Annotated in this window: 26 protein-coding genes; 5 read left to right on the top strand and 21 right to left on the bottom strand. The window is 36.0% G+C overall.

Going from position 1 to position 20,276, the window contains the following annotated elements:
• Positions 1-383: 383 nt before the first annotated feature.
• The 4 genes from QZ657_RS09310 to QZ657_RS09295 all read right to left on the bottom strand — a co-directional run bounded on the left by QZ657_RS09310 (position 384) and on the right by QZ657_RS09295 (position 3,033).
• Entirely contained in the window at positions 384-1,559 is a 1,176-nt protein-coding gene (locus tag QZ657_RS09310) for a DUF1444 family protein (protein WP_291966445.1), read from the bottom strand.
• Between the two features lie 183 nt (positions 1,560-1,742).
• A complete protein-coding gene (locus tag QZ657_RS09305) occupies positions 1,743-2,051 on the bottom strand; it encodes a hypothetical protein (protein ID WP_291960908.1) in 309 nt (102 codons plus the stop codon).
• Between the two features lie 170 nt (positions 2,052-2,221).
• Complete coding sequence (locus tag QZ657_RS09300; protein ID WP_291966444.1) at positions 2,222-2,659, bottom strand: hypothetical protein; 438 nt, start codon at positions 2,657-2,659, stop codon at positions 2,222-2,224.
• A gap of 179 nt (positions 2,660-2,838) precedes the next feature.
• Positions 2,839-3,033 carry a cold-shock protein gene (locus tag QZ657_RS09295; RefSeq protein WP_291966443.1) on the bottom strand — a complete coding sequence of 65 codons (195 nt, stop codon included), beginning with the start codon at positions 3,031-3,033 and terminating at the stop codon, positions 2,839-2,841.
• A 129-nt stretch (positions 3,034-3,162) separates the two neighbouring features.
• Between QZ657_RS09295 and QZ657_RS09290 the strand changes: the two genes are divergently transcribed.
• Both QZ657_RS09290 and QZ657_RS09285 read left to right on the top strand, forming a co-directional pair.
• Positions 3,163-3,360 carry a hypothetical protein gene (locus QZ657_RS09290; RefSeq protein WP_291960912.1) on the top strand — a complete coding sequence of 66 codons (198 nt, stop codon included), beginning with the start codon at positions 3,163-3,165 and terminating at the stop codon, positions 3,358-3,360.
• Positions 3,361-3,424: 64 nt separating this feature from the next.
• Positions 3,425-3,898: an FKBP-type peptidyl-prolyl cis-trans isomerase gene (locus QZ657_RS09285; protein WP_291966442.1), complete on the top strand. Its 474-nt coding sequence runs from the start codon at positions 3,425-3,427 to the stop codon at positions 3,896-3,898.
• Here the strand turns inward: QZ657_RS09285 and QZ657_RS09280 are convergent.
• The 6 genes from QZ657_RS09280 to QZ657_RS09255 form a co-directional block, all read right to left on the bottom strand.
• Entirely contained in the window at positions 3,895-5,133 is a 1,239-nt protein-coding gene (locus QZ657_RS09280; RefSeq protein WP_291966441.1) for a hypothetical protein, read from the bottom strand. The genes QZ657_RS09285 and QZ657_RS09280 overlap by 4 nt on opposite strands.
• Positions 5,133-5,639, bottom strand: coding sequence for a TlpA family protein disulfide reductase (locus QZ657_RS09275; RefSeq protein WP_291960918.1), 507 nt, complete (start codon positions 5,637-5,639; stop codon positions 5,133-5,135). Before QZ657_RS09275 ends, QZ657_RS09280 begins: the two co-directional genes overlap by 1 nt.
• 94 nt (positions 5,640-5,733) lie before the next feature.
• Positions 5,734-6,162, bottom strand: a complete 429-nt coding sequence (locus QZ657_RS09270) for an FKBP-type peptidyl-prolyl cis-trans isomerase (protein ID WP_276472407.1) — start codon at positions 6,160-6,162, stop codon at positions 5,734-5,736.
• 153 nt (positions 6,163-6,315) lie between these two features.
• Positions 6,316-6,789: a DUF4251 domain-containing protein gene (locus QZ657_RS09265; RefSeq protein ID WP_291966439.1), complete on the bottom strand. Its 474-nt coding sequence runs from the start codon at positions 6,787-6,789 to the stop codon at positions 6,316-6,318.
• 122 nt (positions 6,790-6,911) lie between these two features.
• Positions 6,912-7,238 carry a hypothetical protein gene (locus QZ657_RS09260; RefSeq protein WP_291966437.1) on the bottom strand — a complete coding sequence of 109 codons (327 nt, stop codon included), beginning with the start codon at positions 7,236-7,238 and terminating at the stop codon, positions 6,912-6,914.
• Between the two features lie 118 nt (positions 7,239-7,356).
• Positions 7,357-7,689 (bottom strand): hypothetical protein, encoded by a 333-nt coding sequence (locus QZ657_RS09255; RefSeq protein WP_291966435.1) that lies wholly within the window; start codon positions 7,687-7,689, stop codon positions 7,357-7,359.
• A gap of 232 nt (positions 7,690-7,921) precedes the next feature.
• Between QZ657_RS09255 and hpf the strand changes: the two genes are divergently transcribed.
• Positions 7,922-8,224, top strand: coding sequence for a ribosome hibernation-promoting factor, HPF/YfiA family (gene hpf, locus QZ657_RS09250; RefSeq protein WP_276472403.1), 303 nt, complete (start codon positions 7,922-7,924; stop codon positions 8,222-8,224).
• A gap of 11 nt (positions 8,225-8,235) precedes the next feature.
• On the opposite strand, the gene QZ657_RS09245 is transcribed toward hpf, so the two are convergent.
• Positions 8,236-8,577 carry a hypothetical protein gene (locus QZ657_RS09245; protein WP_276472402.1) on the bottom strand — a complete coding sequence of 114 codons (342 nt, stop codon included), beginning with the start codon at positions 8,575-8,577 and terminating at the stop codon, positions 8,236-8,238.
• Between the two features lie 421 nt (positions 8,578-8,998).
• On the opposite strand from QZ657_RS09245, the gene QZ657_RS09240 reads away from it, so the two are divergent.
• A complete protein-coding gene (locus QZ657_RS09240) occupies positions 8,999-9,937 on the top strand; it encodes a TerC/Alx family metal homeostasis membrane protein (RefSeq protein ID WP_291960926.1) in 939 nt (312 codons plus the stop codon).
• A 22-nt stretch (positions 9,938-9,959) separates the two neighbouring features.
• Here the strand turns inward: QZ657_RS09240 and QZ657_RS09235 are convergent, their stop codons facing one another.
• From QZ657_RS09235 to QZ657_RS09190, 10 genes are all read right to left on the bottom strand, one after another.
• On the bottom strand, positions 9,960-10,286 hold the full coding sequence (locus QZ657_RS09235) for an acyl carrier protein (protein WP_366934164.1): 327 nt from the start codon (positions 10,284-10,286) through the stop codon (positions 9,960-9,962).
• Positions 10,258-11,526: a beta-ketoacyl-[acyl-carrier-protein] synthase family protein gene (locus QZ657_RS09230; RefSeq protein ID WP_291966433.1), complete on the bottom strand. Its 1,269-nt coding sequence runs from the start codon at positions 11,524-11,526 to the stop codon at positions 10,258-10,260. The genes QZ657_RS09235 and QZ657_RS09230 overlap by 29 nt, the downstream gene beginning before the upstream one ends.
• Positions 11,519-11,968, bottom strand: coding sequence for a 3-hydroxyacyl-ACP dehydratase FabZ family protein (locus tag QZ657_RS09225; protein ID WP_291960930.1), 450 nt, complete (start codon positions 11,966-11,968; stop codon positions 11,519-11,521). Before QZ657_RS09225 ends, QZ657_RS09230 begins: the two co-directional genes overlap by 8 nt.
• Before the next feature lie 11 nt (positions 11,969-11,979).
• Positions 11,980-12,765: an SDR family oxidoreductase gene (locus QZ657_RS09220; RefSeq protein ID WP_291966431.1), complete on the bottom strand. Its 786-nt coding sequence runs from the start codon at positions 12,763-12,765 to the stop codon at positions 11,980-11,982.
• Between the two features lie 15 nt (positions 12,766-12,780).
• Entirely contained in the window at positions 12,781-13,836 is a 1,056-nt protein-coding gene (locus tag QZ657_RS09215) for a type III polyketide synthase (RefSeq protein WP_291966429.1), read from the bottom strand.
• Between the two features lie 24 nt (positions 13,837-13,860).
• The gene (locus QZ657_RS09210; RefSeq protein WP_291966427.1) at positions 13,861-14,568 is read right to left on the bottom strand and encodes a methyltransferase domain-containing protein; all 708 of its coding nucleotides are present in this window, start codon (positions 14,566-14,568) and stop codon (positions 13,861-13,863) included.
• A complete protein-coding gene (locus QZ657_RS09205; protein ID WP_291966425.1) occupies positions 14,568-15,689 on the bottom strand; it encodes an NAD(P)/FAD-dependent oxidoreductase in 1,122 nt (373 codons plus the stop codon). The genes QZ657_RS09210 and QZ657_RS09205 overlap by 1 nt, the downstream gene beginning before the upstream one ends.
• An 81-nt stretch (positions 15,690-15,770) precedes the next feature.
• The gene (locus QZ657_RS09200; protein ID WP_291966423.1) at positions 15,771-16,463 is read right to left on the bottom strand and encodes an OmpA family protein; all 693 of its coding nucleotides are present in this window, start codon (positions 16,461-16,463) and stop codon (positions 15,771-15,773) included.
• A 24-nt stretch (positions 16,464-16,487) separates the two neighbouring features.
• Positions 16,488-16,967, bottom strand: coding sequence for a lipocalin family protein (locus QZ657_RS09195; protein ID WP_276472392.1), 480 nt, complete (start codon positions 16,965-16,967; stop codon positions 16,488-16,490).
• A 259-nt stretch (positions 16,968-17,226) separates the two neighbouring features.
• Positions 17,227-19,203 (bottom strand): dehydrogenase E1 component subunit alpha/beta, encoded by a 1,977-nt coding sequence (locus QZ657_RS09190; protein WP_291966421.1) that lies wholly within the window; start codon positions 19,201-19,203, stop codon positions 17,227-17,229.
• 122 nt (positions 19,204-19,325) lie between these two features.
• On the opposite strand from QZ657_RS09190, the gene QZ657_RS09185 reads away from it, so the two are divergent.
• Positions 19,326-20,276 carry an isopenicillin N synthase family dioxygenase gene (locus tag QZ657_RS09185; protein ID WP_276472390.1) on the top strand — a complete coding sequence of 317 codons (951 nt, stop codon included), beginning with the start codon at positions 19,326-19,328 and terminating at the stop codon, positions 20,274-20,276.

Here is a 20,276-nt window from a genome sequence, read left to right as displayed (position 1 = left end):
AAATCACTATATTTGTACTATAATTTATATTATGTAAAATAGAATGTTTAATAACCCCACTATCAGTTACTTATTTTAGCCCTATTAGAAACATTGTAAAATCTAACTTATAAGTCCACCAACATCATCTCACCGACTTTTAAATCATCCACAGGATAATTAAAAAGCTCGTGTATGTAAAATAGACTTTTTAACAACCTACTATCTTATACAAATTTCATCATTACACATAACCTAGAAAATACTAACTAATAAGTCCACCTTCATCGTCCCACCGACTTTTAAATCATCCACAGGATAATTAAAAAAGCTCGTGTAAATCATGCACAGGATAATCTAGAAATTCGTGTGAATCATTCTAAAATCAATTAAAAACATTCGCGCTATCTCGGCATAAACTTATTGTGATCAGATTTCGCAAAATCTTTTTGCTTACCAGATTTCAGCTCGTCTAGTTTCGCTTTTTCTTGTGCAGCTTTTATCATTTCCGGAGAATCTTGTTCTTCGCTTGCCCAAAATTTCCACCAGGGTTTAGATTTCTTTACAGTATTCTGATTCTGTTGTTTTGAAACTACCGGTTTTATTTTATCGCTCTTTTTAGCAATAGTTTTCTTAGGTTGGTATTCTGTTTTAAATTTTTCCGGTGTCGATTGTTTAACAGTTTCAGGTTGCTTTGGCTTGGATGCTGTTGTTGGAGCTATTAAAATACCATCATGCAAAAACTTAAACTGTACTTTGCTAGATGCCAATGCCTGAGAAATGGTCTGCAACATCTCATTCTTCTCAATTTGCTCTATTATAGAATTGCATTTATCAATAAGCGCTTGATCTTTGGTAATTGCCCTACTTAAATTAAAAGTAATCTCGCCTCCAAATGACTTACGTTGCAAAATCATGAGCATTACTTGCTGAAACGATGTATTTATATCGGTAACCAGTTCTTCTATATGCTTACTTTTTAGAGCTATGCCATAATTCTGTGCCTTATCCTCAGAAATCACAAAATTATCCTCGGATTCGTTTTTGGGTAATTTCTCTCCTCCCATGGCAACCACTTCCCCGTTTTGAACCAGAAATACCTTATCTGAAATAGGATCTTGTTGTGGATTATCAAAATACTGCTTTACCATCACCGGCAACTTTAAACGCATTTCCGAATTAGCATCAATCGCAATCAAAACACCTTTAAAAGGAATACCCACCATTAGCGTATCGCACTTTAAATCGGCCGCTACCTTGATCATAAACGCAGTATCTAAAATCTTTTCACTGGCATACTCATGCCCTTCGGCAAACAGCACATTTGTACCCTCTGCCTCTGTAATTTGATATGGTACATCTATTGCTTTTAGATTTGCTAGCGCCTCTTTTTTAATAGCTGGAAACCTAGCATACAAATCAGATTCATCTGAAGCACCTTCATATACCATGGCGTTGCCACTATCTTTACCATAAGCCACTACCGGAGCAATACTATCATTGAATAAAAACTCTTTGAACTGCAGTTTTTCGTCTTTACGGTAATCAGATGTTTTTAAGATCGGTAATAAGGTATTCATCAAAAATTCTATTAAAAGTTGCTGTACATATAAAACTTTTGAAAATATGTTTTAGTGTACCTACTCCCCTATTTTAAACACCAAATCCTTACAATTTTTAAATCTTAACCGCTTAATACTTGTCTATTGTGCATAAAAAAACCGCTCATTACTGAGCGGTTTTAATAATATATAAGCTTAATTCTATCTGTTTAGTACATACTTTGCCACTTCTAGTTCTAGGGCGTAGCATTCTTCTATTTGGCGTTCTACATCATCCATACTTTCCATAATAGATATATCGTTCATCTTTAATAATTCCAGTAAAGCATCTGTACTAGTTGCCGTACGGTTGATAGTAGTTTTTAAGTCTTGTTTTTTCTCAAATCCACTAGGTGTCTGTGGCTCATACAAATAAGATTCCATCTTCATTAATAATTGCTCTACCGATTTTCTTTTTCTTTCTAATTCGGTTAAAACAGCTACTTTTTGGGAACTTATCGATATTTTCATAAACCATTTATTTTATATAATTAACGCGCCTTTTTTCAATTGATTGTGTTAAAAAATAAAGTTTCCTTAAAAATTGGACGTAATACACAAAAATCATATTTGCTTTTAGGAATAAAAAAACCGCTCATTACTGAGCGGTTTCATTTGTACGATGCTAAAAGTAATTTCTCTTAGAAAAGTCCTTTTGCCTTGTCTAGCAAGCTACCGGCATCTCCGCCAACTAAACCGCTAAGGTTTTCTAAACTAAAAGCCGAATCTGAAGCTTCATTCGATAAAAATTTCTCCTTAAGCCCATTTACCAAATCTGGTGCTACGTTGCTAGCTTCTGCTTGCGCTTCTTCAGCGTTCATACCTTTACTTTCTAGTATTTCAGCTAGTTTTCCCTTTAAATTCTGAACAATACCACTATCCTCCGTAGCATTGCCATCATTTGAAAACAAACTTGTTACCGCGCTTAAGTCACCGGCACTTATTTTATCCATAAGCCCACTAATTAAAGAGTTGGCTCCTTCTTCCGCGGCTCCGCTAGTAGCTTCAGAATTTAAAGAATTTGCGCTCATGGTTTCTTGCAATTTTTGAATTGCCATTTGTTTTAATTGATCTAACATGTGTTTATAATTTATATAGTTAATAATGGTATTACTCTTTATTAACAAGGAGTTACAAGATTGCACCTACCTTGAGACCTCTAAAAAGATGGTAGACATTTTAAAGATTAGGTTGTCTAGACCTTATTTGGATAGTGTACCAAAAAAAAGTCCGTCATTGCTAACGGACTTCTTAAAGTTTATTCTATAACTCTAACGTTAACTGCGTTTAAACCTTTTTTTCCTTGGGTTAGTTCGAATTCTACTTCATCGCCTTCACTAATTTCGTCAACTAATCCTGAAATGTGAACGAAATGATCGTTCGCTGAACCTTCTTCTGTAATAAAGCCGTAGCCTTTTTCATCGTTGAAGAACTTTACTGTTCCTGTACTCATAAATGTAATATAATTTGATATTATTATTTACCAACCCAACCCTACTGTAACAACCATTTAACAAGGAATTTCAAAAAAATTAGGATCACTTAAATAAATGCTTTATTTTAGTATCGTAAAATAATTATTGTGACGACCAAACCAAATTTTGTTCTACTTTCTGAAAACAATACTTACTACGTAGAATACCTTATTGGGCATCTTGTTTTAGCGAACAGCATTACGGAAGCCGTAATTTTTGAATCGCAATCTCAAGCCTTAAAATTTCAAAAATATCTTTATAAAAACTGTAGTGTCCGTTTTTCCGTAAACACTTTTATTGCATAATAAGTTGGGTCTCTATATGCCCTACAATTTTATTAAAATCCAATTTCTGTTCAAGACTTATATTATGAAATACTTTTTACTATTCTTTGCTGCAACTACAATGGTTTCTTGTCTATCCTCTGATGATAATGATGCAATAACGGTTGAACCTGTTGATTATACTGAAATCAATGAAAAGCAAATTAATGATTACTTGACCGCCAATGAACTGGATTCTGAAACTACAGCGTCAGGTCTACATTATATTATTGAAAATTTAGGTGATGGTCCAAAACCATCTTCGGCTTCCGCAAATGTTACCGTTGCCTACAGAGGCTATTTCTTGGACGGTTCCGTTTTTGATCAAAACAATGCTGGCTTTACTACTGATCTTTCCAAAGTTATTGCCGGATGGACAGAAGGTATTCAATTATTTAACGAAGGTGGCAGTGGCGTTCTATTAATACCCGCTCATTTAGGCTACGGTAGTTTTGATTTTAATGGAATACCAGGTGGATCTGTATTGGTTTTTGACATTGAATTAATATCTGTCAATTAATCATAAAAAGCGTCTACGGACATTTTTGCAGTACGCACCTGAGTTAATGCTCCCTCTTGCTCTGTCCATGCAAAATATAATGTTTCTTCCACCATTTCCATTTGGGGAAAACCAGACTTACGGGAATCTGCCATTGTGGTAATCAACCTACTTTTAGAGACAGTACCGTTCTTATGAACGGCCATAGCTTTATACAAAGCTGTTTTGTCATTGGCTTCCATCCAACTGACTATCGCATTATCTTCATTCTTCCAAAGTACATCTACACGCCCCACAATTGTACCTATGGCAACAATAACTGGTTCTGTAAATTCTGCACCTCCATCAGAAGAGAAAGCGATTTGCACTTTTTGCTTTTTTGAAGCTCCCGTAAACCAAGCTACTACCAAATTATTACCCAAAGCATCGACCTTGGGTCCATTTACGGGACATCCTTTAATTTTCCATTCATCTGCGTAGACAACTTTAGGTTTGGTCCACTCCCCTTTTACTTGGCGCACAATGCTTATGTCACGTATTTCATTTTCCGAGCGATCACGATATAGTACAACCGGACCGTTATCCGTAATCGCAGAAGTGGTCTGGCAGCAATCACAAGTCCTGGAGTCAAGCTCATATTCTTCAAATAATTCTCCGCTAGTAGAAACAATTCCTGCCCTTAATGTCATTGCCCCACGTTCACCATTCTCATTTTCCTCCGTATTTCTGCCATCAAGCCAGTTCACAAAAAAATTATTATTATAGGGCACAACACTTACAAAACCATGTTCAGTTGGTGTATTATCGTTATGTAATGACAAATCTGTTCTCCAACTAGTTGTACCTTTTAACTTAATGTTCATCTTTACATCATAAGAATAGGTGCCCTCAGTTGATTTTTTTAAGATGTGAGACCATAAATTTCCATTATTCTCGGTAATCATAGGGTAGTCTGCCCAGTTCACGAACCAATCTGTACCACTCAGTATATTTTGTGGTTTTTGCCACTTGCCATCGACCAATTCTGAATATCTCATGGTGGTCAAAGTATCATTAGAAGTTTCTACCCATGAAAGTAAAGCAACATCTTTATTTGACATTAGGTGTGGCAATGCACTAGATGCCGCTGCCGGAGATTTCATTTTTTCTACCACAATTATAGGCGCTTCCGACTTTGGTGTTTTAAATTCTTCCTTGCAACCCATTAGCAAACCGAACAATACACAAATAAAAAAGTAAAATGATGTTGCCCGCATTATTGTACCGCTCTAAGTTTTTCGATCATTTCCGGACTGTCCCATTTCAATCCGCCGTCAAAACGCAATACCTGCTCCCCCATTTTGTTATATATAAATGTTGCGGGCAGGGCACTTATATTCTCTTCTGCATAGACTCCGTTAAACTTTATAAAATTTAATTTAAATCCGCGAGATTCCTTAAACTTATTGATTTTCTCTACAGACTGATCAGATGCAAACAAAAATACATAGTTGTCATTCAATAAAAGCGTTTGGGCTTTTTCCATATCGGGCATTTCTTCAATACATGGTCTGCACCACGTAGCCCAATAGTTAACTAACACGCGTTTACCCTTGTAATCGGTTAATTCTATAGGGTTACCCTCTAAATCTTCATAAGTTGAAGTAGCTACTTTATCTTTGGCAGGTTCTATTTTCTCAACTTTAACCGTCCTAGATTTCTCCTCTTTACAACCTATAAAAAGTAAAGCCGTAATAAGTACTATCAATATTCTTAAATGCATCTTCAAATATACTATTTAGCACTATGAATTCGATAGACTCTGAAACAAAAAAACCGCCAAAGAGGCGGTTTTTCATATCATAAATTAATGCGATTTATTGAACTTCAACCAATTCTAGTTCAAAGGTTAAATCTTCACCTGCTAATGGGTGGTTTGCATCTACTACAATATCATTTTCGTTAACTTCCGCAACACGTAATTGTCTTTCGCTACCATCTGCGTTGGTTGCCATTAACGCCATATCAACTTTTGGCTCCATATCTGCAGGTAAATCCGATTTCTGTACCGTTTGAAAAAGCTCTTTTTGCTTTTCACCGTATGCATCTTCTTTGGCAATAACGATAGTTTTCTTCTCATTAACCTCCATATCAAGCAATCCTTTTTCAAATCCCGGTATTAAACTACCTTGCCCTAATTTTACATCTAATGGTTCTCTACCTATTGAACTGTCAAATGTTTGACCATTACTCAATTTACCTGTATAATGAACTTTTACTTGACTATCCGCTTTTACTTTACTCATACTATTAAATTCTACTATTTAACTTTATTTAGGTGCAAAGGTATAGTTCTCAATAGGGAATAACGAAGATTATGAGAAAACCTTCCCTTTTAGGGGTGTTCTTTACCTTAAGAAAGACATTACCGAACCAAATCACTTATAGTAAAGCGAATATTACCTTTTTTCAATGGTACCAATACGCCCGTTATATTGAATGGTATTACGATTTGCCATATTAACCGAAACCAAACCGGACATATTAGGGTAGATATCTATATAAACCGTATAATTATCAGATAAATCGTTTATTTGAAAACGAATGGTATACTTTTGCTTTATTGCATCAAAATCTTGAACATAATTATCGGGAAGTCCATCAAACTCTATTCCAGATGCATCCCCGTAACCACCACCAAATTGCCGTTCTCCGTAGTAGGGTAAATTAGCGGTAACGCTGTCACCGTGTATCCTTAAAAAATTACCATTTCCATTCAGGTCTATTCTTGAGACCGTATTACCGGGAGCAATAAGGCCACTGTTAGCTATTGCCGTTAAACTTTGGGTTACCATAGGGTTTGCAGATTTTGCCGTAAATTCAATCCTTTTAGATGCAACTAGCGCATGAATAGTATGTGATTCGTTTATCATCGTTTTTGACGATTTGCAACTACAAATTACACATAGGGCAAAAAATAAAAGAAGTGGAGCTCTCATAATATACTGTGTTTATTCACCCAATATACCACGAAATCTATGCCAAAAGACAGTATTTAATCTTCATAGTCCTCTTCTTCAAATTCAGTATTTACCAACACTGATTTCTTGAAATTCAGGTTTCGAGATTCTTTATAAAATGCTTTTATCATACGTTGACGCTTCCTATCGGATATGTTTAACGTATCCAAACCTTTAATCTTTTGTTTCAAAGCTTCTCTTTGCAACATTACCGCAGTTTCATAATTGGGTTCAAATTGAAACATTACAGGACCTTCGTCTTCTTCATTTGATTTTGTAGTGGTAGAATCTTTGGTTTGTGAGTACAACAGTGTCGTACAGAAAAATGTACAGCAAAAAGCTAGCCGCATAAAAATTTTCATGTCAAATTCATTAATGTTCTACCCCTAAATTAGTAACATTTTTTTTAAACTAGGACATAATCATGATCTATATAGGGAAATAATAATCGCTTTTACCAATCACCTAAGAAATAGGCATTTAAACGTGCGGTCTTAAATTGACAGGTTTCCTGAATTTTAAGGTATATTCCATAAAATCAAACTCCAGCTCTGAAGTTTCCCTAATATGAAAATTGACCATTTTATATTGCTCTGGCAATATTTCCTTAGTTGATTTCAAATAGTCCAACAATTTACTGTTTGCCTCGGAAAGTTTTAAAATCTTACTTTTTAAATATACTTTGGTTTCAAACAACGCCACAGTTGAAGGTTCATATAAATACGAATCTACCCTAATTTTAAAATGTTGAATGGTATTTTTACACCGTTCCAATTTTCCTAAACATGTAGATTTATCCTTTACATTTTCCATAGCGGTAACGTTAAAAATGAAATTGTGGGAATTTTACTTCAAGATAAGAAAATAGGACTATATTTATACCACGTTTGCGTAAGTTTAACTTTACTTTAAAATAAACCTATTTTAGCTAACGTTGTAGAAACAAAAGGGTTAATGAATCTTAACTTCTAGAGCAATAAATATTATGAATTTTTTAATTGTAATACGTTGTTGAAATGAGTACCTTAAATTAAATTTTTAGCCTATGAATATCAATTTTGAGTACGACGATGTTAAAGCAAGCAACCGATTAGAGATAATGGCTGCTGAGAAATTAGAAAAATTACTGGATAAATATGACTTCATCGTCAGGTCCGATGTTTTTTTCAAAAAAGAAAATACATCTTCACCAGATTCCGGAATGATTTGTAATATACGCTTAAGTGCACCAGGTCCTCGCCTGTTTGCCCAGTCGTCTTCAGATAGTTTTGAGGCCGCAATAGCTTCCTCAATTGAAGACCTAAAAAGACAATTGGAAAGAAGAAAAGCTAAAATGCAGTCTCATTAGACTGCATTTTTTTATTGATCCAAACTATCTATAGTAGCCGTATGATTTGCAATTACGGACTGTACCCGTTCTGAAAATGGATTTTCTTTTAGTTCCCGTATTAATCGTTTTCTTCTTGCATCGGATATATCTAAAGAATCTAAAATTTCTTTCATACGATATTGATGCGCCAAACGACTCTGTTTTAACGCTACTCTTTCAGAAGCGGTCAACACATAATCGGCTTCAAATTTATTTAAAAGCATTCGCTGTTTTACCCTTGCATCAAGCTGCAAAGAATCCTGTGCCCAGGCCCCTTGAATACCTAAAATAAGGCATACCAAGAAACCACAAAAAATGGTTAGTTTTTTCATTTTAATAACTTGTTCTACCCTAAATTTAAAACAAAAAAATTATACTCCTCTTGATTTCAAAATAAAATTGCACTTCATCGATTAAAAAAAGTCGTTTATCCGACAAAAGCTTAACACCCTACTTCTACATTTAAAACTAACTGATTTACAGTTTTTTAAGAACTTAATTTTGACAAAAAGTTCACACCAAATGATGTTCAACATTGCTTCTCTCTGTATTTTAACAGTGCTAGCACCAGGAAATGACTTAATTTATTTAATTAAATTTTTAGAGGATAAAAGTAATTTTATAGGACATACTCTGTGATCTTTATAAAATAATAGGAAAACATAAAATTTTGATTTTCAATAGTTGTACAATTTAAATAAATACAATAGTTAAAGTCAAATTTTAATACCTTTGCACCTTCAAAAATTACATATGATAGTTTGGATCGTCTTTATAGCCTTTGTTCTTATATTTCTTGCCTTGGATCTTGGTGTTTTTCATAAAGATGAACATGTTATTAAATCTAAGGAAGCGGGTATTTGGACCGCTATTTTTGTAACTGTTGCTTTTGCTTTTAGTGGTGTAATCTATTGGGTATTTGATGCCGGAATAATTGCAAACCCAACAGGACTAACTCCTAATGACGCTGTTTTAAAATATATAACGGGGTATCTTATTGAACTTTCACTTAGCGTAGACAATGTATTTGTTATCGCAGTAATATTTTCATCTTTTAAGATTCCCGCCTTATATCAACACCGTGTACTATTTTGGGGAATTTTAGGAGCCATTGTTTTTAGGGCTTTAATGATTTTCTTTGGAGTTGCACTAATTACCAAATTTGAGTGGATTATATATGTGTTTGGTGTCTTCTTATTATATACGGCCTTTAATATGCTAAAGGGTGACGATGATGACTTTGACCCAAAGGACTCGTTCGTTTTTAAGCAGATTAAAAAAATATATCCGGTTACGACAACCATGCACGGTCATGATTTCTTTGTAAAGAGAATGGGACTCAATGCTGCCACTCCCCTTTTTGTAGCGCTTATTGTTATAGAACTTACCGATATTCTTTTTGCCCTAGACAGCATACCGGCTATTTTAGCAATTACCGCAGACCCGTTTATTGTTTTTACGTCTAATATTTTAGCGATTCTAGGTTTGCGATCTATGTACTTTTTAATTTCAAGAATGCTTGAAAAATTTAAGTATATCAACTATAGCCTCGTAGTTATTCTTGCCTTTGTAGGTTTAAAAATGTTATTCTCCCATTACATTCATTTACCTGAATGGGTATCGCTGACCGTTATCTCTGTTTCTTTGGTTGCAGGAATTCTAGCTTCGGTTTTGATTAAGGGCAAAGAATAAAAATTCTTAAAGTTTACACTGATCAGTCTTGTGCCAGCTTGGCATCTATTATTGCCATTGCATCGTTAACCGTTTGCATCTTTTCCATGTCCTCATTTTCCAGACGAATGTCAAATGCATCCTCAACATCAAGTACGATATCTACAAGATTTGCAGAGTTAATATTTAAATCGTTCATGAAGTAACTATTTTGCTCAATGTCCTTGACTGCTACGTCTTCGGGTAAGTAGATTTTTACGATATCCTTTAATTTCTTATATTTTTCTTCTTTTAGCATATTAAAATCATTTAAAATACCTTTTGGTATACGTTTTTGATAGTTAGTATTTTTTAAAAATAATACAAGCATTAACATCTCCAAATCCAAAACTTGCTTTTGCAATTACTTTAGGAGCATACTTAATTGTTTGCCGAGGTATATTAGCTTCCGAAACTAATGCTAAAATTTCAGGATTTATTTCATCACAGTTTACATTTTTAAAGACTACTTGTTCTTTAAATTGCAAAACGGTTGCCACACATTCTATACTACCTGCGGCCGCTAAACAATGGCCTACAGAACCTTTAAACGAATTTATGTAAGGAAAATCATCTTGCTTCCTAGATAGAGCCTTGGTCCAGTTTTCTATTTCTAAGGCATCTTTAGTGGTTGCGGTCAAATGACCATTTATGACATCAATATCCGCCGCTTCAATTCCTGAATTGGCAATGGCATTACGTATGCAGCGCTGCACAGCCATACTATTTGGAGCTGTCATGGACCCTTCTCCCATCTGCCCACCACTATTGATTTCCCCTCCCAATACTTCTGCATAAATATTTGCACCTCGTTTTTGGGCGCTTTCCAAAGACTCAAGAACCAATGCCCCGGCTCCACTGCCGGGAACAAATCCCGCAGCTGTGGCACTCATAGGCCGGCTTGCCTCCGTAGGCTTATTATTGTAACCTCTTGGTAAAATACGCATGGCATCAAAACCGCCCCACACATACGGACCACTATCACTACAACTGCCCGTTAACATTATGTCGGCCTTTCCTTGACGAATTCTTTCGTACGCCATGATAATACCTTCGGTACCTGTAGTACATGCCGCGGAGTTCGTGGTCACTTGATTTCCACAACCTAGTATTCCGCCTAAATAGGCACTTATACCACTCGCCATAGTTTGTATTACCGAGGTACTGCCAAGCCTACGTACATTACCATCATCTATTAAATGTATGGCTTCCCTAAACTTATCCACACCTAAAATTCCGGTACCAAAAATGATACCCCGATCCCAGCTTGGTTCATCCGTATTGTTCTTATCCAACCCCGCATCTTTCCAGGCATCCAGACCTGCAATTACTCCATATACAATTCCCGTTGCATTTAAGCCTCTACGTTCAAGTGGCGTAAAATAGTTATCTATAGTTTTATCCGCTACCAGTGGCTCGCCAGCTACTTGGCAACCAAAACCCAACTGCTCTAAAATTGGTTGATGCCGAAGCCCACTTTTACCTTCCAGCAAGGCATTTGTGAAATCGGTTAAACCTACACCATTTGGTGCACATACCCCTAACCCTGTAATAACTACACGTCTATTCATTGGCTACACCTATCATGCCCGCTAAAATTCCTTTGCAGACCAGTTTATCATCTTCATTGTACATTTTAACCTCGCACTTTAATTTCTGAAATCTAAAATATATCAAATTTGAAACCACCCTAACTCGTTCTCCAGGTAATACCGGAAGCAAAAACTCCATTTGAGAGCTGCTCATACCAATGGTAAAATTTTCTAATTTGGTCTTTTGCCCTAAAAGATAAATACCTAAACAAACCAGGCCAATTTGAGCACAACACTCCGTTAAAATTACTCCTGGTGTAATTGGGTCGTTTTTAAAATGGCCTTGATAAAAATCCAATTTTGGCGAAAACCTATAACTGCCTTCCACCATTGTATCATTAATATCCAAAATTTCATGCACAAAAAGGAATGGATCCGAATATGGAAGTTTATTCAATATCCAATCATATGTTTCTTTCATTTTCTTCCCTATTAAATCAAACTTTCGCCACCATCTACTTTGATTACTGTACCGGTAATCCACTTAGCTTCATCCATTGTTAATAAATACACGGCATTTGCAACATCTTCAGGTAATGTTAACCGATTTTGCGGATTTCTCTTCAACGCATTTTCTTTTATCTTTTCAAAACCGGGAATCATAGATAAAGATTTTGTCATGGTAATACCGGCCTGAATACAATTTGCTTTTATACCTATTGGTGCAAATTCTAGGGCAATACTTCTGGTCAGCGCCTCTAAAGCTACTTTAGCTACAGAGACGGCACTATAATTTGGCAATGCTTTCGTATTTCCTTCACTTGTAAAAGATACGATTCTGGTATCTTCAGCAAACAAATCTGCAGTTACCAATGCCTTGGTCCAATCATACAGACTTAAAGCCATCGCATTAAACGTAATTCTAAAATCAGTATCGCTTAACGATGCTTCACTACGTGAATACATTGGTTTTAAAGTACCTTTTGCGACACTGTGAACCATGACCTTTATTAGATGCCCTTGCGGCAGTTGTTGCTGAATATCAGAAATAATACCTGCCCGTTTATCGGCATTTAGCACATCTACGTTCATTGATAAAAAGTCATTTCCGTAGCTTCTAATTTCAGTAAAATCCTTTTCTATTTCATCCATAGCGGCACGGCGATCACGGTGCATTATAAGAACATGATAACCATGACGAGCTAATTTCTTTGCCGTTGCAAGTCCTAATCCACTACTTCCTCCTAATATTAATGCCCAATACTTACCTCTCATCATCGTAATTTAATAGTTCTACCATTCAATTAAAACGCGTTGTGCCGAGAAACCGGGACCAAAACTCAATATTAACCCCTGCTCACCTGCTGCTATGTCTTTCTCTAAAAAACGCTCCAAAACGTATAAAACAGTTGCACTACTCATATTACCATACAGGCGTAACACTTCTCTAGTATCATCAATATTCTTACCAAGGGCACCAAAAAGCGATTCTACTGTCTGCACTATTTTTTTTCCTCCGGGATGAAATATTAAATGATCTACTTTATTTATATTACTCTCATACTTTTTTAGAAATGGATGAACGATATCCTCAAAATGATCGGAAATAGTTTCTGGTACCGCTGGATCTAGAATCATTTTTAATCCGTGGTTGGTTAAATCGAAACCCATCATTTCGGTAGCATCCTTAAAGTGATACATTTCTTCTCCTACTATCCTAGGACCAACTGCATCTTCTTCTGATGATAATAGCACGCAAGCCGCACCATCTCCAAAAATTGCGGCACTGACCATATTTGCCATAGAAAAATCCTGAAGCTGAAAGGTTGCGGTAGGACTTTCTACCGCGACTAATGCTAAGCGCTTACCAGGATTGGCTTTCAAGAAATTATGGGCATAAATAAGACCCGATACCCCTGCAGCGCAACCCATTTCTGTGACCGGAAGCCTAACAACATCTTGTCGCAATCCTACATCATTGATCAAATAGGCATCTAAAGACGGAATCATAATACCTGTACAGCTAACCGTAATGATATAATCTATTGATGAAGCCGCCCATTCACTTTTCCGTAATGCGTTTTTTAGGACATTTGCGCCCATTCGTTTAGCTTCTCTACTGTAAATCTTGTTTTTATCTTCAAAAGATGTAGTTATGAACACATCTTCAGGAGGCATAATAGAATAGCGTTTATCTACGGCAGCACCTTCAAAAATCTTAACCACCTTTCTGGTAAAACGATCTTCCTGATCACTCAACCAATATTCTACAAGGGGAATAATATCCTTTGTATCTCTAGAATACGGTGGCAATTCTTTAACAACATTAACAATTCTTGTATGACCCATAGCTATTCTTAATCTTCAATCTACCTATTTCTTTTTTAAAATCCACACATATCTAAATGCCCATTTCCATTTTATTTTATGGGATGCATTGGTAACCCTACTTGCAAAATGTTTTAATTCCTCTTCTTTAAATGCCCTACGTATAGATAATAATCCGTCCTTTTTGGCAATATCTGTTTTTATAAAAAAGAAACTAAATGCCTTAAACAAAGAATACGCTACAGGACTACGTTCCAAATCATTTATAACCACCCCTAATTTTGCTATTTCCACAAATCTATTTACAAATTTTATGATTCCATTATCCGTAAAATGATGCAAGGTCAACGTAGACATTACCACATCAATATCACTATTAGAAAAATCGGTCTTTAAAATATCGGTATTAACGTAACTGATTTCTGGATAGTTAGATGAATACTGTTGTGCCAATCGTAAGGCTTGTTCGTTAAAATCAACTCCAATCAATTTTACCTTGATATTGTGCTTTCTTGCTTCATCCGCCAGCTTTCGTAACATGGTTCCCTCAGCACAACCCACATCTAAAATCGTATACGATTCTTTATGCCCTTTGTTAATCATCTCAAATACAGCACTTAAAGTAATACTATAACCACCCAACAACTTATTTACCCTATTGATATCTTGTAGAATAGTTTCGAGCTCACTTATGTTACCAGAAAAGGTATCCATAATCTCCACCTCGCTACTTCTATGTGTAAAATCTACCATTATGTTATCAAGTCCCCGTGGGTTTTAGAGATTATATATTTCAATATTGAACTGGACCTTCCAACGGATTTTATTCCTAACGAAACCAATGCTTTGTTCATTAGAATACCTTGTAACTTTCTACCAAACCATAGGCGTTTTTTAAAAGCTTTTGCCCAAGCCAACTTATAATCTTGTTCTAATAGGTTTCTCGAATAATCTGCATCACTAAAAAACCGTACAATTAATTCAGAAGCTATTTTGGCGCTATGAATGGCAATTGCCATTCCATTACCGCATAGTGGATGTATAAGACCTGCCGTATCTCCGCACATAAGCATATGATCGACAATGGTTTCTTTTTTATCGAAAGCTATTTGGGCAATGGTCATGGGCCGTTCAAATATAGACTCTGAAGTTGACAAGAATTTCTTTAAAAAAGGATTTTCAGCAACTACCGCCTTATTAAAACTATTTACATCTTTATACGTCTTGAAACTATCATAATGTGCCAAATAACAGAAATTTACCGCCCCGGTCTCTGTTTTTGACAATCCCCCATAACCTCCTTTAAAATTATGTAGCGCAACCAAATTCTCTGGAAAATCGTTATTGTTATAATGCGCCTTTACCGCTAACCAAGATTGTTTATTCTTACTAAAATCCCGATTTAAATTTTTATCAAGAACGGAACGTTTACCATAAGCACCTATGGCCATTTTAGAAGAATAACATCCGGTCTTGGTTTTGATAGTAAAAGAATCTTCTTTAAAAACTGTTTCAACAACCTTTTCAAAATAAAAATGGACACCTAATTCCTGAGCTCTTTTAAATAATAAATTATCAAATGCATACCTACTGATCCCGAATCCGCCCAATGGTAATTCTGTTTGCACCATAAATCCGTCTTGCGTACTTATTTGAAATTTTGAAATAGCCAAGGCACCAGAAATTTTTAAGTCTACACCTAATCCCTTCAAATAGGGCTCAATTTCCTTTGAGACATACTCGCCGCATACTTTATGTTGCGGATATTGCTGAATTTCAATAACGGCAACGTCTAAGCCTTCCAAAGCCAAATGAATGGCAGCAGTCAAACCTGCCAATCCGCCTCCAATAATTAATATGCCATGCTCTTTCACTGCATGGAAGTTACACCAAAAACAAAAAAGCCCTGCAAATGCAGGGCTTTAATTTTAACTCAATACTAAAATTCGTATCTATTAGTTGGTTTGCGTCTGTGCCTCTTGTTTCAAGGACTCACTTGCAACAATAGCTAATTCTACACGTCTATTTTTAGCTTTACCTGCTGTAGTGGCATTATCACCTACTGGCTGCGTTTCACCATACCACTTGGTATCAAAACGGCTAGCGGCTACACCTTGACTAATAAGATAATTGGTAACAGATTCCGCTCTTTGTTTAGAAAGATTTAGATTATACTCTTCTGCACCGGCACTATCCGTATGCCCTTCAACTAGAATATTAGACTGTGGGTACTCCTTAAAAATGTTCACTAGCTTATCTAAAGTAGCCGCTGATGTACCCTGTACATTACTTTTGTTGGTATCAAAATAAACACCGGCATCTTCGTTGAAGGTTACGTTAATACCTTCACCCACACGTTTTACCTCTGCCCCTGGTATCTCTTCCTCTATACGTTCTGCTTGACGGTCCATTCTATTGCCAATATATCCACCTGCGGCCCCACCAATGGCAGCTCCTAAAATTGCACCAAGAGCGGTATTATTACCACTGCCTACATTGTTCCCTAAAACACCACCGATCACCGCACCTCCAGTGGCACCGATTACAGCTCCTTTTTGTGTCTTATTTGCATTTTTTACCGTACTACAGCTCATTACCAATGCAAGAGCAAGAAAGTAACTAGTTCTACGTAATATCATTGTTTTCATATGTTTAATTTTAATTGAAGTAGGTTATTTTTTTGTGAATTCGTATACAACATTTACTGGAGCACCTTCTACCATAACATTGGACTTTAAAGTCATGGCGTATTCTGTAAGGTTCTCTATATTTAAACGATATCCTACGCCTCCAGATATATCTTGATTTTTCTCATTAATAAATTTAAATTGCAGCTGGCTCGTATAGTTTTCTTCACGCTCAACTACAGACCATCTAATATAACGATCGCCACCGGTACAAAAAGTAGATGGACTAATTGTATACCTTCCCGTACTGTTGTTATCACGAAAGAACCATTCACTGCCTTCTAGACAAATATCTTCTACATCATTGAACAAAACAGCTTTTACATTACCGGTATTGCCTTCAAAGGACACATTGTTCAATGCCCATGTGCCACTTAAAAGGTTACGCTTTTCTCTCGCATTTTTAGAAACTGAACAAGAGGATGCCAAAAGCACAATGCTTAAAAGCCAAATCATTTTTTTCATAAGTAATTATTTAGGTTTGATTCATATACGTTTTAAATCATTTTTTAGATTAAAAATCAATATTTAATCGACCAAATGACATGGCAAAGATGTAGCTAAACCCAAAAACCTATTACCTCTTTTAATACTATTGTTAACGGGTTTACTTAATGAACAGATAGCTAACAACCTAAAATGGATACTTGATAATGCTGAAATGAGGATACTAAAGTTAATTCTAGAAGCTCTATATAAATGGTTTGAATTAAATACAAATTATTTAATATGCTATTAACTCTTTTAAATCAGCTTCAAACCTTGATTTTGCCAGATATTGCTGTTCTAACTTTGTATTAAAAGGAATTGGAGTATCTAAACTACCCACCCGTTTTATTGGTCCGTCTAAATATTCAAAACAATTTTCAGTGACCATTGCCGAAATATCACTTGCAATACCACCAAAGAGACTATCTTCTTGAAGAATTATTAATTTTCCAGTTCTCACTACAGAATCAAAAATGGCCTTGGTGTCCAATGGCTGTAATGTTCTTAGATCTAGTAAGTCTGCACGTATTTCCGGATTTTTTTCTAAAACCTCCAAAGCCCAATGTACACCTGCGCCATAGGTTACAATAGAAATTTGATCACCTTGCTTTAAAACACTGGCCTTACCTAAGGGCAAAGTATAGTAGTCTACGGGCACTTCTTGATAAAGACTTCTGTACAAACCTTTGTGCTCAAAGAACAAAACGGGATTAGGATCTTCTATTGACGTTGCCAATAACCCTTTGGCATCATAAGGAAAAGCTGGATATACCACTTTAAGTCCTGGCGTTTTTGTAAACCAAGCTTCATTTGTCTGTGAATGAAAAGGACCAGCGGCAACACCGCCACCACAGGGCATTCTTATAACTACATCCGCTTTCTCGCCCCATCTGTAATAACTTTTTGCCAAATAATTTACTATTGGGTTGAAACCACTACTGGCAAAATCCGCAAATTGCATTTCCATAACGGCTTTCATTCCATTGATCGACAAACCCATTGCCGCAGAAACAATGGCAGATTCACATATGGGGGTATTGCGCACGCGTTCTTTACCAAAATCGTTTACAAAACCATCCGTAATTTTGAATACACCACCATACTCGGCAACGTCTTGACCCATAATTACTAGGTTATCAAACTTCTTCATAGATTGTCGCAACCCCTCTGAAATGGCATCTACTAATCGTATATTGGTGACAAATCTACTTGGTCTAATTTCTTTTAAATCAAATTTTTGATATACCTCATTTAATTCTTTACTTTCACCTGGTCTAATTGCATCTTCGGTGAAGGCTATCCTTAGGTGCTCGTCAATTTCAGCTTTAATATCCGCCTTATAATTTGCAATACTTTCTTTTGTCAAAAGTTTTTCTTCAATAAGATATTGCGTAAAATTTTCCAGTGGATCTTTCTCTGCCCAAGCATCTAAAAGTTCTTGGGGTACATAGTGCGTACCGCTAGCTTCTTCATGTCCGCGCATACGAAATGTTTTAAATTCCAATAAAACCGGTCTAGGATTTATTCGCATATCCCTGACCAAATGAGAGACCTTAAAAAAGACTTCCAATATGTTATTGCCATCTATGATATGAGATTCCATTCCGTAACCAACTCCCTTATCCGCTATATGTTTACACCTAAATTGCTCATTTGTTGGTGTTGACAAGCCATAACCGTTGTTCTCTACACAGAAAAGAACGGGCAAATCCCAAACTGAAGCCACATTTAAGGCTTCATGAAAATCTCCTTCGCTAGTAGCTCCTTCTCCCGTAAAAACGGCGGTAATCTTTTTCTCGTTTTTTAATTTATGGGCAAGTGCAATACCATCGGCCACACCTAATTGCGGACCCAGATGTGAAATCATTCCTACAATTTTAAAATCTTGGCTGCCAAAATGAAAGCTGCGATCCCTACCTTGGGTAAAACCGCTTGCCTTACCTTGCCACTGGGCAAATAATCTGTAAAGGGGTATTTCCCGTGTAGTAAAAACACCTAGATTTCTATGCATTGGCAATATGTACTCATCATCATTTAAGGCCATAGCAACCCCTACAGAAATTGCTTCTTGACCAATACCACTAAACCATTTAGAAACTTTGCCCTGCCTCAATAGAACCAACATCTTTTCTTCTACCATACGAGGCTTAAGCATTGATTTGTAAAGTTTTAACTTAACATCGTGAGCTACCTTAAAATCAGTATAATTCATTGATTGGATCAATTTTGGCTATTAAAACATAAATGTAACGAAATTACCTATAGTAACTATCGATTGTAACAACGCCAATAACTGGACAATAATTATTAATTTTACGTAAAATCTTTATAAATATGAGCTTAGTACCCAGTGTTGATTTGAGGGATTTTCTTTCTGAAGACCCTAAAAGAAAACAAAAGTTTATTGATGAAATTGGAAAAGCGTTTGAAGATATAGGGTTTGTAGCCCTAAGTGGACATTTTCTATCGGAAGAATTTGTAGATACCTTATATTCAGAAATCAAAAAATTCTTTGATTTGCCAAGTGATGTAAAAGACAGCTATGAAATAGAAGGTATTGGTGGTCAACGTGGTTATACCTCTTTTGGTAAAGAGCATGCCAAAGGTAGAAAAGAAGGAGATCTAAAAGAGTTCTGGCATTTTGGACAATATGTTGAAGATAATGAACAATTAGAAAAAGAATACCCGGCAAACGTCATTGTCAAGGAGCTTCCCAAATTTAACGAAGTAGGTAAAGAAACCTATAAAATGCTAGAAAAAACAGCCAGATACGTTTTACGTGCCCTAGCGTTACATCTAAATTTAGATGAATATTATTTTGACGATTTCATTAAAAATGGAAATTCAATTTTACGACCAATACACTACCCCCCTATTACAACTGAACCTAAAAATGCGGTAAGAGCGGCAGCCCATGGAGATATAAATCTCATAACTCTGCTAATGGGGGCTCATGGTAAAGGTCTTCAGGTACAAAACCACGATGGAGAATGGGTTGATGCCATTGCAAGACCCGATCAATTGATGATCAATGTTGGGGACATGCTTAGCCGCTTGACCAATAATAAATTGTTATCAACTATTCACCAAGTAGTAAATCCTCCAAGAGAGTTATGGGGAACTTCCAGATATTCAATTCCATTCTTTATGCATCCGGTTAGCGAAATGCCCTTAAATTGCCTGGAGAACTGTATTGATGAGGACCACCCAAAGTTGTACGAAGATATTACGGCAGGTGAATTTTTGCATGAAAGATTAATAGACCTTGGGTTAATCAAAAAGTAA

It is taken from the genome of Maribacter sp. (genome assembly GCA_020629415.1).
In the GTDB taxonomy this organism is placed as follows: domain Bacteria; phylum Bacteroidota; class Bacteroidia; order Flavobacteriales; family Flavobacteriaceae; genus Maribacter; species Maribacter huludaoensis.
This window is presented reverse-complemented; position numbering and strand designations above follow the sequence as displayed.